The organism is Microbacterium sp. CGR1, from assembly GCF_051062835.1.
Taxonomy (GTDB): Bacteria; Actinomycetota; Actinomycetes; order Actinomycetales; family Microbacteriaceae; genus Microbacterium.
The window spans coordinates 955,609-970,893 of sequence record NZ_JAOTPG010000001.1; the positions used below are offsets into that span (position 1 = coordinate 955,609).

General features: G+C 65.5%; 14 protein-coding genes. 5 read left to right on the forward strand and 9 right to left on the reverse strand.

Translation table 11 applies throughout. From position 1 onward, the window contains the following. The first annotated feature begins 77 nt into the window (after positions 1 to 77). Positions 78 to 1,790 (forward strand): ABC transporter family substrate-binding protein, encoded by a 1,713-nt coding sequence (locus tag OD997_RS04665; RefSeq protein ID WP_434330573.1) that lies wholly within the window; start codon positions 78 to 80, stop codon positions 1,788 to 1,790. Between the two features lie 85 nt (positions 1,791 to 1,875). Then, positions 1,876 to 2,676 (forward strand): alpha/beta fold hydrolase, encoded by an 801-nt coding sequence (locus tag OD997_RS04670; RefSeq protein ID WP_434330574.1) that lies wholly within the window; start codon positions 1,876 to 1,878, stop codon positions 2,674 to 2,676. Here the strand turns inward: OD997_RS04670 and OD997_RS04675 are convergent. Then, positions 2,594 to 4,006, reverse strand: a complete 1,413-nt coding sequence (locus OD997_RS04675; RefSeq protein ID WP_434330575.1) for an MFS transporter — start codon at positions 4,004 to 4,006, stop codon at positions 2,594 to 2,596. The genes OD997_RS04670 and OD997_RS04675 overlap by 83 nt on opposite strands. A gap of 204 nt (positions 4,007 to 4,210) precedes the next feature. Between OD997_RS04675 and rpsT the strand changes: the two genes are divergently transcribed. Next, positions 4,211 to 4,471, forward strand: coding sequence for a 30S ribosomal protein S20 (gene rpsT / locus OD997_RS04680; protein ID WP_053096545.1), 261 nt, complete (start codon positions 4,211 to 4,213; stop codon positions 4,469 to 4,471). 138 nt (positions 4,472 to 4,609) lie between these two features. On the opposite strand, the gene holA is transcribed toward rpsT, so the two are convergent. Both holA and OD997_RS04690 read right to left on the reverse strand, forming a co-directional pair. Beyond that, entirely contained in the window at positions 4,610 to 5,647 is a 1,038-nt protein-coding gene (gene holA / locus OD997_RS04685) for a DNA polymerase III subunit delta (RefSeq protein WP_434330576.1), read from the reverse strand. Positions 5,648 to 5,687: 40 nt separating this feature from the next. Continuing rightward, positions 5,688 to 7,886, reverse strand: coding sequence for a ComEC/Rec2 family competence protein (locus OD997_RS04690; protein WP_434330577.1), 2,199 nt, complete (start codon positions 7,884 to 7,886; stop codon positions 5,688 to 5,690). A 424-nt stretch (positions 7,887 to 8,310) separates the two neighbouring features. Here OD997_RS04690 and OD997_RS04695 point away from each other — a divergent pair, with 424 nt between their 5' ends. Beyond that, a complete protein-coding gene (locus OD997_RS04695) occupies positions 8,311 to 9,105 on the forward strand; it encodes an SDR family NAD(P)-dependent oxidoreductase (RefSeq protein WP_434330578.1) in 795 nt (264 codons plus the stop codon). Between the two features lie 171 nt (positions 9,106 to 9,276). Then, positions 9,277 to 10,014, forward strand: a complete 738-nt coding sequence (locus OD997_RS04700) for an SDR family oxidoreductase (RefSeq protein WP_434330579.1) — start codon at positions 9,277 to 9,279, stop codon at positions 10,012 to 10,014. Between the two features lie 94 nt (positions 10,015 to 10,108). Here OD997_RS04700 and OD997_RS04705 read toward each other — a convergent pair whose 3' ends face one another. The 6 genes from OD997_RS04705 to OD997_RS04730 all read right to left on the reverse strand — a co-directional run bounded on the left by OD997_RS04705 (position 10,109) and on the right by OD997_RS04730 (position 15,253). Continuing rightward, complete coding sequence (locus OD997_RS04705) at positions 10,109 to 10,477, reverse strand: DoxX family protein (RefSeq protein WP_434330580.1); 369 nt, start codon at positions 10,475 to 10,477, stop codon at positions 10,109 to 10,111. Positions 10,478 to 10,631: 154 nt separating this feature from the next. Beyond that, on the reverse strand, positions 10,632 to 11,387 hold the full coding sequence (locus tag OD997_RS04710; protein ID WP_434330581.1) for an SDR family oxidoreductase: 756 nt from the start codon (positions 11,385 to 11,387) through the stop codon (positions 10,632 to 10,634). A 114-nt stretch (positions 11,388 to 11,501) separates the two neighbouring features. Continuing rightward, entirely contained in the window at positions 11,502 to 12,779 is a 1,278-nt protein-coding gene (locus OD997_RS04715; protein WP_434330582.1) for an FAD-dependent monooxygenase, read from the reverse strand. Between the two features lie 25 nt (positions 12,780 to 12,804). After that, on the reverse strand, positions 12,805 to 13,500 hold the full coding sequence (locus OD997_RS04720) for a TetR/AcrR family transcriptional regulator (protein WP_434330583.1): 696 nt from the start codon (positions 13,498 to 13,500) through the stop codon (positions 12,805 to 12,807). A gap of 119 nt (positions 13,501 to 13,619) precedes the next feature. After that, complete coding sequence (locus tag OD997_RS04725) at positions 13,620 to 14,183, reverse strand: TetR/AcrR family transcriptional regulator (RefSeq protein ID WP_434330584.1); 564 nt, start codon at positions 14,181 to 14,183, stop codon at positions 13,620 to 13,622. Positions 14,184 to 14,242: 59 nt separating this feature from the next. Further along, positions 14,243 to 15,253, reverse strand: a complete 1,011-nt coding sequence (locus OD997_RS04730; protein WP_434330585.1) for an NAD-dependent epimerase/dehydratase family protein — start codon at positions 15,251 to 15,253, stop codon at positions 14,243 to 14,245. Positions 15,254 to 15,285 lie beyond the last annotated feature (32 nt).

Sequence of the window (15,285 nt, forward strand, 5' to 3'; positions counted from 1 at the left end):
CGCAGGGGTTTCGCCCGCGAGATGCGGGGTTAGTCTGCCCCTATCCCAAGTAAGGCCGACAGGCACTAAGGAGTACCATGAAACGGCATCAGAAGCTGATGGGCATCGCTGCTCTCGGCGCCGCCTTCGCACTCGTCATGAGCGGGTGTGCACCGGCAAGCAACGGCGGCGGCAACAGCGGCGAAGGTGAAGCTCAGACGGTCGAGGGCGCGGACTACAACCCGCAGCCCCGTGAGAACCTCGCAGAGGGCGGCGAACTCCGCATCCCCATCTCGAACATCGCCGAGCAGCTGAACTACTTCCACAGCGACGGCGACGCTCGCGTCACCCAGGTCGGCACGTGGTTCCGCCCGCAGATCCTGCTCATGGATCCTGACGGCACGGTCAAGAAGAACGACGCATACCTCGACGACTACTCGTTCGGTGTCGAAGACGGCAAGACCGTTCTGCACTTCAAGGTCAACGAGAAGGCTGTCTGGAACGACGGCACTCCGATCGACGTCACCGCGTTCAAGGCCACCTGGGAAGCCAACAACGGCACCAACGAGGAGTACCAGCCGAACGCGACCGACGGTTGGAAGGAGATCGAGTCCGTCGAGGCCGGCGAGAACGACCGCGACGTCATCGTCACCTTCAAGGGCGAGTTCGCCTGGCCCGAGATGGTCTACTCGCAGCTCCTGCACCCCGCCGTCAACACGCCTGAGCTCTTCAACACGGCGTTCCTCGGCGACTGGCACCCGGAGTGGGGCGCTGGCCCCTACACGGTCGAGGACTTCGACAAGACCGGCGGCGTCGTCACTCTCGTCCCGAACGAGAAGTGGTGGGGCAACGCTCCACTGCTCGACAAGGTGACCTTCATCCAGATGGAGCCGACCGCTGCGGTCAACGCTCTGCGCAACGGCGAGGTCGACATGGCCGAGACCGGCAGCGCCGAGCTTCTCGCTCAGGTCGAGGGCCTCGACGGCGTCAAGACCTACAAGGGTCAGGCGACCGCGAACGCGATCTTCACGCTCAACTCGTCGAACCCCGCACTCGCCGACCTCGATGTCCGCAAGGCCGTCTTCGAGGCGATCAACATCGAGCAGGTCAAGGACATCGTCTTCAACGGCCTGAACTACACCGAGGAGCCCGCCGGGTCCCTCACGCTGTTCTCGTTCCAGCCCGACTACGTGAACGCTCTGGAAGAGGCCGGCCGCAAGGACGGCGACACCGAGGGTGCCAACAAGCTCCTCGATGACGCCGGCTGGGTCGCCGGCTCCGACGGCGTCCGTGAGAAGGACGGCGTGCGTCTGTCGCTCGTCTTCCCGGTCCACTCCGACACCGAGACCGCGCGGGCCCGTTCCCTGGCCGTGCAGCAGCAGCTGAAGGAGGTCGGCGTCGAGGTGACGATCGACACCCGTCCGTCCGCCGACTTCGCCGAGGACTACACCACGCAGAACGGCGACATCTTCTTCCTCAACTTCACGTCGTCCGACCCGTTCGGTGCTGCCTGGTTCTGCCAGCTGTACTGCTCGGACAGCGGCCTGAACCTGTCGGGCACCGGCACCGAGGAGATCGACAAGATGATCCACGAGGAGCTCGAGACGATCTCCGACCCGGTCGAGCAGACCAAGAAGGCCATGGAGATGGAGTCCGAGATCTTCGCGAAGACCTGGGGCATCATCCCGGTCCTCAACGGCCCGGAGATCTGGACCGTCAAGGAAGGCCTCGCCAACCTCACGCCTGAGCCCTACGTGGGTCTCGACCTCTTCGGCATCACGCCGGTGGAGAACGTGGGATACGAGAAGTAACTCCTGAGAAGACTGACTCGATCAGTTCTTCGAGAGGCGGGGTCGGTGGTTCATCCACCGGCCCCGCTTTCTCTATGCTGAACGCGTGAGCGTCCAGATCGTCTTCGTGCACGGCATCCGCACGTCTGCCACCATGTGGCGATCGCAGCTCGTCTTCCTCGAGGAGCAGGGCATCTCGGCCACCGCCGTCGACCTCCCCGGTCACGGGACGCGCATGGTGGAGGACTTCACACTGCACGAGGCGTTGCATACGATCGATGCCGCCGTGAGAGACGCGGCGACGCACGGGCCCGTGCTGCTCGTGGGGCACTCGATGGGTGGCCTGCTGTCGCTCGCCTATGTCGGTGGCGCCCAGAAGCCTCCGGTGGCGGGGCTGATCGCGGCGTCGTGCACCTCGCTCCCCCGCGGCGCGGGACTCGCCGCGTACCGCGTGATCGCCCGTGCGGTCGATCGCCTGCCCGACCGGGGGATGTGGCTCACCCAGCGGATCCTGGAGGCGACGATCCCCGAGGAGACGCGCTCCGACTTCGCGGCCGGAGGGTACGCACTGGACACGCAGGACACCGCGCTGCGCAACCTCTCGGCGCTGGACCTCGCGACGGCGGTCGCCCGCATCCGGGTGCCGCTGTGGTTCGTCAACGGCCAGTGGGACCAGCTTCGGGTGAACGAGGCGCTGTTCCAGCGGCTCGCGCCGCATGCCGAGCTCATCATCGTTCCTCGGACGACGCACCTCGTGACGGCGATGCGCCCGCAGGTCTTCAACGCCGTCGTCAGGCTGGCCGTCGCCACGATCGATGCCGGCCTCACTGCTCCTGGGGCTGAGGCCGGTTCTGCGTCAGGCCCTCATCTAGGTACTGACGAACGGGCTGTCGCGCCAGAGCAGTGAGCGCGCCGCCCACCAGCGACAGCACGGCGGCAGCGACGAACACGAGCCAGAAACCGCCGACGAGCGCCACGAGGCCCGCGCCGAGGACAGGTCCGATCAGCTGACCGAGCGCGGCCGTCACGTTGACGATCCCGAGGTCGCGTGCGTGGTCCTTCTCGTCCGGCAGCAGGTCTGCGGCGAAGGCCAGACCGACGGTCGAGAACGCTCCGTACCCGAGCCCCATGAGAGCTGCGGCGATCATCGTCGCCTCGAACGTCGGCACGATCGCGATCACGACGCCCGACGCGGCCTGCACGAGCGTGGCCACAATCGTCAGCGTGCGTCTGTTGCCCGTGCGGTCGGACACGATGCCGGTGAGCACCGACGCGAGCACGACGAACAGCGTGTAGACGACGATCAGCAGCAGCAGGTTGTCCTGCGCCACGACCGTCTCCTGGTGCAGGCCGTGGAGCAGGAAGAAGAGGAACAGCGCGGTGCCGAGTGCGTTTCCGATGTTGGTGACGAGGCGCCCCCACAGCATCCAGGCGAAGTCCCGATCACGGAAGGATGCGAGGAGCCGACGGCCGCTCTCGACCGGCACGGGGTCGGCAGATGCGGCCTCGCTCGGGGCGGGCGGGTCGGGCAGGGCCAATGCTGCTCCCGTGCCGATCACCGCGATCACCGCGGCGAGCAGCAGGTACCCGTCGCGGATCCCGAGGCCGAGGAGCACGACGAGTCCCACGCCGAGCACGATTCCCACCGCCTGGCTCGAGCCCACGGCTGCGGATGCCGCTCCACGCTGCGTCGCGGGAAGCTGGTCGGCGATCAGCGCGGTGAACGCGGCCGACGACACGGCGACGCCGATCGTCACCCCGACCCAGGCCCCTCCGACGGCCCAGGGGCCCTCGCTGAACCCGGTGACGACCAGGAACACCGCCGTGAGGAGTACGCCGCCGATCGCCCAGGGACGCCGACGACGCCGCCCGACTCCCGCACGGTCGGAGAGGGCGCCCGCGACGGGGCCGGCGATGATTCCTGCGAGTCCGCCGATGCCGAGCACGAACCCGGACGAGACGACCCCGCTGATCCAGTCGTCATCCGAGGTGTTGAGCTGCAGGGGAAGGAGAAGCTGCACGGGGGTCAGCTGCACCGTCCAGATCGCCAGCCACGCGAGCGTGAACACCGTCATCCAGCGTGCGCCGACCTTCTTGAGGATGCTCACCTCGGCGCTGCCTGCGGGGTCGTCGCCGTCGCGCGGGAACGGGGCGGGAGGGCAGAACTCATGGCGCTCCTTGACGTCTGTGTCACGACGAGGATGTCGGGATACTGATGATTGTGCACCCGGTGCCATCGCGTGCGCGACCCGGTCTCGATGTCGCCGCCGCGTGTCGTTCCTGTCGTGGCGCACGGCCCGAGCACCGTTTAGGGCGAAACGCCCTGATGCTGGTAGAGTTGGTTCTTGGCTTGCGTGTGGGTTCTTCCCTCACGACCGCCGCGTGGAAGCCCTCTTCTTCTGCCGGCATTCCTAATAACTCCGTACAGAAAGCGTCCACACGTGGCAAACATCAAGTCGCAGATCAAGCGCAACAAGACCAACGACAAGGCTCACGAGCGCAACAAGGCCGTGAAGAGCGAGCTGAAGACGCACATCCGCGCGACGCGCGCCGCTGTCGTCTCCGGTGACAAGGCCGCAGCCGAGGCTGCTCTGAAGGCTGCTTCCCGCAAGCTCGACAAGGCCGTCAGCAAGGGTGTCATCCACCAGAACCAGGCTGCGAACCGCAAGTCCTCCATCGCCAAGCAGGTTTCCGCTCTCTGAGCCGATCCCCCGCTTGTCGGTGTGACAAGAGCCCGTCCCGTTCGCGGGGCGGGCTCTTTCGCGTGCCCCGGGTGCACAACGAATTCACGGGCGAGCGGTGTCGCAGCGCGAGGGCGTCGCCCCGGCGGGCGACGAGACTCACTCCCCGAACGGCTGCCGGGTGGCGATGACCGTGAGCATGCGCTCGAGCGCGAAGACCGGGTCGCGCGATGCACCCTTGACCTCGGCGTCTGCGCGGGCGGTGGCCTGGATGGCCATCCCGAGGGAGCGCTCGTTCCATCCGGCGAGGTCGCGCTTCGCACGGTCGACCTGCCAGTCCTTCATACCGAGGCGCTGCGCGAGCTGCCTGCTCGGCTCGCGGCTTCCGGCGACACGCGCCATGGTGCGCAGCTTCATCGCGAACGCGGCCACCATCGGCACGGGATCGGCCCCGGAGGCCAAAGCGTGGCGGAGCGCGACGAGGGCTTCGCCGTAGCGACCCGCGATGGCCGTGTCGGCGACGACGAACGCCGACACCTCGACACGCCCGCCGTAGTACTTGGTCACGACGTCTTCAGTGATGTCGCCTTCGACATCGCCGATCAGCTGCTGGCAGGCGGCCGCGAGCTCGGTGAGATCGTCGGCGAAAGCCGAGACCAGGGCGCGCAGCGCAGCCGGCGCGATCCGCTTCTTGGCCGCCTTGAACTCCCCCGCCGCGAAGTCGACACGGTCACTGTCTCGCTTGATCGCGGGGCACGGGATCTCGATGCCGTCGCCCGTGCCGGCACGAAGCGCGTCGAGCAGCTTCTTGCCGCGGACGCTCGCACCGGTGTGCCGCAGGATGACCGTGGCACCCTCCTGCGGGTGATCGAGGTACGACACGGCCTCCTGCAGGAAGGCGTCGGAGCACTTCTCCACTCCCGAGACACGCACGAGACGTGGCTCTCCGAAGAGGGAAGGAGAGGTGAGCGAGAGCAGCGTGCCCGGAGCGTAGTCGTCGGCGCGGACGTCGCTGACCTCGAGAGCGGGATCTTCGGCGCGCAGATAGTCGCGGACCCCGGCGATCGCACGCTCTGCGCAGACCTCTTCGGGCCCGAAGACCAGAACGACGGGTGCGGGGCGGGGCTCTCGCCACGAGACCTGAGCGACCTTGACCGTCTTCGCACCGCCACGGGAGGGGGTACGAGAAGCAGCCATGATCTCAGCCTACCGGGGGCCGCCGACGTCGATCTCGCGGTCATGGCGGTTGCTTCTCGGTCCAGAGCTGGAGTGCGCTGTCGTCGAGGCCGACGAGGAGCAACCCCTGTCGATCGGTCCTCAACACGCGCGCGCCGGTGGCCGCGAGCGAGGCCAGTGTCTCAGCGCGTGGATGGCCGTAGTCGTTGTCCACGCCGGCGCTGAACAGCGCCACGAGCGGATGCAGATCGACGTAGAGCTGGGCATCCTGATCGGCGCTCCCGTGGTGTGCGACCTTGACCACCGCGAAGCTCCCCCGAATGTGGGCGGTGCGCGACAGCATCCGCTGCGCCTCCGCCGACAGATCTCCGAGGAAGAGCGATCGCGGCACCTCTCCCCCTCCCACTTCGAGCACCACACTCTGGTCGTTTCCCGGTGGGAAAGCCGTGGATTCGCGCTGGGGCCAGAGCACCTGCCACGATGCCGCTCCGAGCTCGCCGTGCATCCCTGCCGCCGCGTCCGTCACCGTGGCGCCGCCCTCGGCGAGGCGCCGCAGCATCCGCTCGTCACCGATCTCTCCCGTGGGTCCGTGCAGAACCGTGTCGGCTCTCCCTTGCACGGCCTCGATCCCACCCACGTGATCGAGGTCGAAATGCGTGAGGACCAGCAGGTCGATCCGATCGATGCCGAGCGCACGAAGGCAGGCTGCCAGGGGCTCGGGTGCAGGGCCCGTGTCGATGAGCGCGATCTGCCCCTCCGAGCGAACGAGGAGCGCGTCGCCCTGGCCGACGTCGCACGCGGCGACCGCCCACCCGTCAGGGGTGGTCGCACTCGCCAGGGGCCCGTTGAGGACGACGTGCGCACCGCCGAGGGCGAGCACGAGCGCGAGAACGGTGGCCGCCGCCCCCCGAACGATCCTTCGTCTGCGGAAACCACCGGAGAGGATGATCCCGAGCGCGGCGCTGACGAGCGCGACGAGCGCGGCGCTCCCGATCCCGGGCTCCATCACGATCTGCGCGAACGGGAGTCGCGCGCTGATCGTCGCGGTCTGGGCGATCCACGCGGCCGGCAGCCATGCAGACGCAGCCAGCAGGTCGGCGATGGGTGGCATCGGAGCAGCGAGGCAGGCGAGAAGTCCGATGATCGTGGCGATCGGAGCAGCGGGCGCCGCCAGCAGATTCGCCACCAGCCCGACGAGGGACTGCTGTTCGGCGAACAGTGCGATCACCGGCCCGCACACGAGCTGCGCCGCGGTCGGCACCGCGATCGCGAGGGCCAGGGGCTGGGGCATCCACCGAGCCAGACCGCGAGTGAGCGCCGGCGAGAGCAGGATCAGCGCACCGGAGGCGGCGACCGACAGCGCGAACCCCGGCGTCGACGCGAGCCAGGGATCGGCGATCAGGATGCCGACGGCGCTGAGCGCGAGCATCCCTGCCCCCGCCCTCGGACGCCCGAGGAGCACCGACATCATCGCGACGCCGGCCATCACCGCGGCCCGGACCACACTGGGTTCCGGCGTGACGAGGATGACGAAGCCGGCCAGCACCACGGCCGCCGCGATGACCCGAGTCCTGCGGCCGGCGCCGCAGAGAGCGGCGAGCCAGAACGCGGCGCCGACGACGATCGCGCAGTTGGCTCCGGAGACCGCCGTCAGGTGGCTGAGACCGCTGGTGCGCATGTCATCGTTCAGCTCGGTCGACACCGCGCGGGTGTCGCCGACTGCGAGTCCGGGAAGCAGGCCCGCTCCGGGCTCGGGAAGTCGCTGCGCCCGGTCGATGAAGGCGCTGCGCAATCCGGCCGCGACCGCGAAGACCCCGGATGCCGGCTCCTCGACCGACGCCTCGCTCGCGAACACGACGAGCGCTGCCCTCTCCCCCGGATCCGTCGCCGCTGCCTCGCCCTTCACCCGGACCGTGGCACCGAGATCGAACCCGTCGGCCGGGTCGATGCCGATCCGCACCGGAGCCGATGCCGCCCGCACCGACCCCGGCGACCCGATGCCCGTGAGCTGCACCTCCATCCACAGGCGCCCATCCCGACCGACCGACGCCGAGGTGCTGACCTCCCCCGTCACCTCGACCACACGTCCGTCCCACGACGCGGCGCCCTCGCGCGCCGGTGTCGCGACCATGACTGTGATCGACACCGCCGCCGCAGCTGCGAGCACGACGAGCCCCACGCCCGCCGCCGATGCTCGAACGGCACGGCGCCGCAGCATCGCACCCAGCACCACGCATGCCCCGACGACCCCGACGAGCACGCACCACCCCGCCGAGGGGGTACGAACACGCCGAGCAGCGCGACCACCCATACCGCCCCGGCGATGGGGAGAAGACGCGGATCGCGCCTCACCCGCGTGCCCTGTCACGACTGCCTGTCAGCATCTTCTCGCTCAGATCCTTGGTCTCGGCTGGCTCGGACATCGAAACACCATACGAGTGCGCCATCAGTACGCTTTGCCGCCGTCCCAACGACCGTGGAGAACGCCGGAAAGCTGCTCCATGTGCAGACCGGTCGAGGTGCAATCAGTTCCGGGCCACCTCGTCCCTAACCGGAAGAGCAGAACCGGCACGGCACACGCACAACGACCTTCGGCGTAACGTTGCTCATCAATCGTCTCCGATATGCGTGAGCGCTACTCCAGTTGTCGGACGAGACAGCACAATGGCGGAAGGGACCCTAAAATGCGCATCGACCTCGAAGGCAAGGCCGCCCTGGTCACCGGCTCTACCCAGGGCATTGGGCGAGCGATAGCAGCGACATTGGCGGACGCGGGAGCTCGTGTCGCCATCAACGGACGCTCATCTGAAACAGTTGCGTCCGTCGTCGCTGATCTCGAAAGCGAGAATCCGAGTCGTGACCTGATCCAGGCCCCCGGTGACGTCACGGACACGAATGGTGCAGATGCAGTGCTCGCTGCCGTCGGCCCCGTTGACATCCTCGTCAACAACCTCGGCATCTTCGGCTCTGCGCCCGCCCTCGACATCACTGACGACGAGTGGCGACGCTACTTCGACGTGAACGTGCTCGCATCCGTTCGGTTGATCCGCTCGTCACTTCCCGGGATGAAGGAGCGCGGCTGGGGCCGGGTGCTGAACATCGCCAGCGACTCGGCGGTCGTGATCCCCGCGGAGATGATCCACTACGGAATGTCGAAGACGGCGTTGCTCGCCGTCTCCCGCGGATTCGCGAAGGAAGCTGCGGGCACCGGCGTCACGGTCAACTCTGTGCTCGCCGGCCCGACCCACACCGGCGGCGTGGAGGACTTTGTCTACGAGCTGGTCGACAATGAGCTGCCGTGGGACGAAGCGCAGCGCGAGTTCATGAAGTTGCACCGTCCGCAGTCGCTGCTGCAGCGACTCATCGAGCCCGAGGAGATCGCGAACATGGTCGCGTACCTCGCATCCCCGCTCGCGTCCGCAACGACCGGTGCCGCGGTACGCGTCGACGGCGGCTACATCGACTCAATCATTCCCTAGGGCCTGCCGGACACGACGAGTCGACACGTCAGAACACGTAAACTCGCGCTCACAGTCGACACTGACCTCGGCAGCGCAGACGAGCTGAGCGAGGCGTCCTCACATTATCCCGACGTGAATCGTCACTCCTTTGTGGGCGGAACCACCGCTTCACGGAAGGAGTATTAAGTCGTGAAGGTGCTAATTGCGGGCGGGCGAGGACGAGTCGGCTCGAAGGTCGCAGATCTGTTGGAGCAGAACGGCGTGGAGGTGGTCTCCGGCGGACTCGACGACGGCGTGGACTACATCCAGGGCACAGGGGTCGCGGAAGTGCTCGAAGGCGTTGACACCATAGTCAACGTCCTGAATACCGGGCGTTTCGATAAAGAAGGTGCTGTTGACTTCTTCGAGGGGACGACTAAAGCACTGTCCGCGGCGGGTGAGCGAGCTGGCGTCAAGCATCACATCCTTCTCTCCATCGTCGGTGTCGGAGAAGGTGACGCGTCGGAGATCGGCTACTACCTCGGCAAGGTGGCGCAGGAGCGCGCACTCAAGGAGGGAACGCTTCCCTACACGATCGTGCGTTCTACCCAGTTCCAGAGCTACGTTCCGGTCCTCGCCGACCAGCACACGGTGGAGGGCAAAGTGATGGCGCCTCGCGATCTGATTCAGCCCGTGGAACTAGATGAACTTGTAGCGCTGCTGGGCGAGGTCGCCCTGACTGCACCACCGCTGGGCGAAGTGGAGATCGCGGGGCCGGAGCGTTTCCATATGGACGACCTGCTGCGCGGAACCCTCGCCGCATCCGGTGACACACGCGAGGTGATCACGGTCGAGAGCGACGGGCCGATCGATGCCATGGTCCCTCGCGGCGAGTATCGAATGGGGAGCGTGCTCTACCCGGTTCGCGACATCCCGACCGCGGACTGAGCTCTAGAGCTCGTCGGTATATCGAGTGTCCGTCTACCGCAAGATCACGGTAGACGGGCCTCGAGATCGCGTGCTCGGTATTCTGCTGCCTTGCTTAGTCGCGTATCACCACGAAGCCAAGGACGGCGCTGAGCAGACAGAACACAGCCAGCACGAGCGGGAACGTCGCACGTTCTTTACGGCGCAGGTGAGTCCCGATCGCGCCGAGCAGCAAGAACATGAGCGCGAGCGCCGAGATCGGAGCGAGAACTCGCGCGATTCCAGTGAGCAGCGGGGCAACCAATCCGATCGCCCCAAAGATCTCCGCGAAACCGATTACCTTCTCGGATCCGCGCGGAAAACTATCAACCCAACCCATACCGGCCGCGCGAAGATCATCCCTTGACCGACTTAGCTTGAAAGAACCAGTCTTGGCGAACACTATCGCCAGCACGCCGTTCAATATCCAGAGCAGTATCACCATGAGTCACAACCTCCGACGCCAGTATCCCGATCGGATCTCGTGCAGCGAGAGAGTCAATCGACTCACAGAGCACGTGAAATCGCTGCCTGCGCTGCGCTTCGCACCGACCGATGGGAGTACGGCCTAAGTCGGCCGCGACGAGAGGAGTAGCGATTTACCTGACTCTGGTGGCGGATCCCAGCCAGTCGTCGAAGGTGGTTGCGCTGATGCGCGACACGCTTTCGTCACCATGCAGCGCCCCCGATGCGAGACCAGCGCCGTACGAGCCCGGGAAGCGAATGTCCAGTGCTCGACGAGAGATGCCGTCGTGGGCATACATACGACGCACCATGCCAACGAGCGTCTCGTTCTGAGGCCCGATCAGGTCTTGCGCGCGCCCTGCAGGCGTCGACTCGGCGACCTCGATGAGATGGGCGCCCACCTCGAACGCGGCCACGGGACGCGAAAGAGTTCTCGGAACGAGGGTGACGGGTCCTACTGTCGTCTGAGAGGCAATCTGCTGGGCGAACTCGTGAAACTGCGCCGCGCGGGCAATGGTGTGCGGCACATCGGACGCAAGGATGAGGCGCTCTTGAGCCAGTTTTCCCGCATAGTACGAGGTGTCGATCGAATCGATGCCCACAATCGACAGCGCCACGTGATGTGAGACGCTGGCCCGTGCTTCTGCGGCCAGAAGGTTTCGCGTAACGGTGCTGAAGAAGTTCACGGCCTTCTTGGTGGAAAGCGTGGTGGTGTTGAGGACATCGACGACCACATCCACTCCGACGAGCGCTTGATCTAGGCCGGTGCCGTCGATGACATCGACACCGTTCTTGCGCGAGAGGACGACGACCTCGTGACCGCGCTGCTGCGCCGAGCTCACGGCGTGACGCCCCACGGTGCCAGTTCCACCTGCGATTGCAATCTTCATGGATTTCCCTTCGTGGTGAGGCGATCGAGGTATGCCTCGAAGTATTGACGATGCAGACACCACAGGTGTGAGGTGCGCTCATCTTCGTCGGCTACACGAGGCCGATGTGCACGATCAGGCGACAAGCATGTGCTCTCCGTTGTTGGATGAGGGCGCCGGAGGGAGAACGACATCAGTGGTACGCGAGTCGGCTTCACCGTGCAGCAGTCGATCGAGGACGACGTGCCCGTAGCGTCGACGCGACAACCACGCGATCACGTGCCGAAGGGCGATCTGGCGACGGTTTCTCGGGACGAAGAGATCCTGCTGGGTGACGCCGATCTGCTGATAGTTCTCGATCGTCGGGCGCATCGTTTCTTCCCAGTGAGAGAGGGCTTGGTCGACATCCTCCGGGTGCCGCTCTAGAGCAGATCCCAGGACGTCGGCCCCGATCAGTCCCGCGGACACTCCCATCCCCGCAAACAGAGTCACGCACCACGCGGCATCGCCGACCAGAACCACTCTTCCGCGGTGCCAGCGCGGCATGTGTACTTGCTCGACCGTGTCCCACAGAGGTGAAGGCGCGTGTTCCGCTGCTTCGAGCACATCGCTGAGAGTCTCGCCGAGTGGGCTGTCGCTGAACACCTCGCGTAGCCGTTCAGCAGGCATCTTGGCGCGTTCTCCCGCGGGGTCGTGCGTGCGATAGCTCAGCATCATGGTCGGGTCGTGGTCGGAGAACCCGAACCCCCACAGGGCACGGTCCGGTTCCACGAGGGTGAGGCTCTGACCCGTCCGCATCCCTCGAGGCTGACCCTCGTACTGGAAGGCGTAGATCATGTACCCGAACGATTGCAGGAAATCCTCGTCGGGTCCGAACACCAGTCGTCGCACGGACGACCTCACGCCGTCAGCTCCGACCACGAGGTCGAACCTCTCGGTTCGCTCCGAACCGTTCGCGAGGTTGCGGAGAGTGACATCGACCCCATCTCCATCAGCGTCCACAGACACCGGAACAGTCGAGTACCGGATCTCGACGTCGTCAGGAAGCGCTTCGAAAGCCGCGTCTTCGACATCGCTGCGCAACAGCATCCAAGGCGAACCGGGAAGGTCTTTGAGTCCGAGCGCACGCTGGGACCGCAGTTTCCGATCCGTGAGAAAAGTGCGTCCCTGCGGATTGCGGTCATGGAGGAACGGAAGGATCCCGAGTCGTTCGGCGGCATACCGTCCCGCTTCGAAGAGACAGATGAAGTACCCGCCACGCCTACGATCCGCGGAGCGTTCGATGAGGACTGGCTCCCAACCGGCGGCAGCCAGGCGCCCCGCGGTAGCAAGTCCAGTCACCCCCATTCCCACCACGAGAGCACGACGTTGGGGAAGTTGGATGGATTCTGAGTAACTGACTGTTTTGGTCATATGGTCAGTTTACTCTCCTTCTGGCCTACGAGGCGATCTTGCTGAGCACGAGATCCGTACCTTCTTCGAGGTAGCGGATGATCGTTTCACTAGCCGCTGTCACCTCACCGGGAGCCGCACGCTTCTCCCCCAGAACCGCCGCCATACTTCTTCCGAAGATCTCCGGTGTATCAACCTGTGCGTCACCATCGGCCTCAAGTTCGTGACTGAAGAGAAATCCTCGGAACACGGCCAGCACAGCGTAGGCCTGGTCTTCCAATGTCCAGTCGTCGCTCGCGAGAGAGCCTGCGCGCCACGATGGCAGGACGGCCATCATCAACTTCTCCGGGCCGAGCGCATCCGTGATGGCTTTCGACCGTGGGTCGGCAGCCAGAACCCCGAGAAGGTCTTCGTCTTCCAACAGGACGGCACGAACGAAAGGCCGTCCCGGCGCAGTTCTCAGCAACTCCGGGAAAAGACGAGACGGGCGCGCGAGATCAGGATCGGCGCTGAACTTCCGAGTGAACTCCTCAGCTAAAGCCAAGAAGTCGCGAGCGATCAATCCAAAGATCAGGTCCGTTCGACTCGCCCAGTAGAGGTAGACCGTGCCCTTGCCGACTTTCGCGCGCTGGGCGACTTCCGCGATGGTTACGGCACGTTCGCCTCGTCGGAGAAGGAGATCGCTGGCGGCCGCAAGGATGCGCGCCGCAGTGTCGGAGCTGTGCTCGGGTAGGCCTGGCATCAATGCATTCCTCTTCACTCGCTTTGACGGCGCTCGCGCCGCTGTAAGTCCATCCTGATCGCAACGAGCCATGTCCGGAGTGAGCCACTCGCCGATGCGGGCCCACCCGTCGGCCGCACTTACGCGCGCGACTTAGTCCAGACCGACTCTGCCAAGAAGTCCAGCATCCTTGCTCGCTGGGTCACCAGATCCGGGGAGTCAGTGGTCAGGATGATGCCCCCTGTCGACAACAGCAACTCCTCGGCCGTGAGCCTCGGTGTCGCATCGTCTCGCGCGCCAAGGATCATCGCCACAGCCGCGATGTTCTGCTCGCGGCTGTGTGCGTGGGTGCCACTTGCGAAGGCGCTGGATCCTCCGGACGCGATCAGGTTGCTCTTCACTCCGAGGTACGCGGCAAACAGGTCCATCCAGCGTCTCAGGGCTTGCCGCGGTTCCATCTGCAGGAGTAATTGAGGGACGGCATCGGTCAGTGATCGGATCTCGTCCGCGTAAGCGGCATCGATGAGATCCTCTCGCGTCGGGAAATGACGGTAGACCGTGCCGACCCCCACGCCAGCTTCCTTAGCAATATCTGTGAAGCTGGCGTCGCCGCCACGCTGCGCGAACACTCGGAGCGCGGCCTCGAGCACACGGGCTCGGTTTGCACGCGCGTCCACCCGAAGTGGTCGGCTGGTCGAGCTCATGCGTCCGCTTTCGTCTGGGCAAAGGGTGTAGCCCGTTTATAGCACCGCTCGCCCGCGACTCACTGATCGAGGAGACCGAGTCCCGTCAGTGAATCCGCTGTCGCGACGATGGTATCTCGCACCGGACGCGGCACCCATCCGAGAACCTGCTTCGCCTTGGCGTTGCTGATCAACGGAATCGTTGCGGCATCCGATCCGTCGCTGCTCATGCTGTCTTCCACATCGGGGACGCGAGATGCGCGCTCACCGAGCGACTCCTTGAGCATCATTGCGACGTCCAAGAAGCTCACGGACGGTCCATCGGCGACAGCGAGGAATCGCTCGCCGGCGGCAGCGGGGTGGGTCAACGCGGCCAGATGCAGCGCAGCTGTGTCACGCACATCCACCACACCGAAGTGCTGCCTCGGCACGCTCTTCATGGCGCCATCGAGCATCGCCTTGACGAACCCCACGGACGTCGAGAGCTTCGGCCCGAGCGCAGGCCCGAAGATTCCGACCGGATTGATCACGACGAGATCGAACCCGGGGTTCGTCGTAGCGAAGTCCCATGCCGCGCGTTCCGCAACAACCTTCGATTTGATGTAGGGCTGGAGATCCCCCTCGGGATGAGTCCAATCAGCTTCCGTGTAAGACGCAGACTCCTTCGGTGAGTATCCGACCGCAGCGAACGACGAAGTCATAACCGTCCGCTCTACACCGGCGTCTCGCGCAGCTCGAAGGACACGAATCGCTCCGTCTCGTGCTGGAGCAATGACTTCATCCTCATGAGCGGGCGCGGATGCAGGGAAGGGTGACGCGGCGTGCAGCACGAATCTGGCCCCTTCCATTGCGCCGGCCCACCCCGCGTCTGCATCAAGCTCCGCGAGGACGATCTCCAAGTTCTCGAGCGAGGCCCGTCCTGCGCGTGTCAGATCCTCACGTAGCTCATCGCCGCGCCGATCCTCACGAACCGTTGCGCGCACTCGGTATCCAGCTTCTAGCGCTTGGGCCACAAGGTGGCTTCCCAAATACCCATTCGCACCCGTGATCACAACGATGTCGCGCGGGGACTGGTGGTCGTTGTCGTACATGCTGCTTCTTCCTGTCAGTGGCCGCGTCATGC

Excerpts from the sequence above, each read along its gene's own strand:
- OD997_RS04665 (WP_434330573.1), top strand. The coding sequence starts at position 78 with ATGAAACGGCATCAGAAGCTGATGGGCATCGCTGCTCTCGGCGCCGCC.
- OD997_RS04675 (WP_434330575.1), bottom strand. The coding sequence starts at position 4,006 with ATGGCACCGGGTGCACAATCATCAGTATCCCGACATCCTCGTCGTGAC.
- holA (WP_434330576.1), bottom strand. The coding sequence starts at position 5,647 with ATGGCTGCTTCTCGTACCCCCTCCCGTGGCGGTGCGAAGACGGTCAAG.
- OD997_RS04695 (WP_434330578.1), top strand. The coding sequence starts at position 8,311 with ATGCGCATCGACCTCGAAGGCAAGGCCGCCCTGGTCACCGGCTCTACC.
- OD997_RS04705 (WP_434330580.1), bottom strand. The coding sequence starts at position 10,477 with ATGGTGATACTGCTCTGGATATTGAACGGCGTGCTGGCGATAGTGTTC.
- OD997_RS04710 (WP_434330581.1), bottom strand. The coding sequence starts at position 11,387 with ATGAAGATTGCAATCGCAGGTGGAACTGGCACCGTGGGGCGTCACGCC.
- OD997_RS04715 (WP_434330582.1), bottom strand. The coding sequence starts at position 12,779 with ATGACCAAAACAGTCAGTTACTCAGAATCCATCCAACTTCCCCAACGT.
- OD997_RS04720 (WP_434330583.1), bottom strand. The coding sequence starts at position 13,500 with ATGCCAGGCCTACCCGAGCACAGCTCCGACACTGCGGCGCGCATCCTT.
- OD997_RS04725 (WP_434330584.1), bottom strand. The coding sequence starts at position 14,183 with ATGAGCTCGACCAGCCGACCACTTCGGGTGGACGCGCGTGCAAACCGA.
- OD997_RS04730 (WP_434330585.1), bottom strand. The coding sequence starts at position 15,253 with ATGTACGACAACGACCACCAGTCCCCGCGCGACATCGTTGTGATCACG.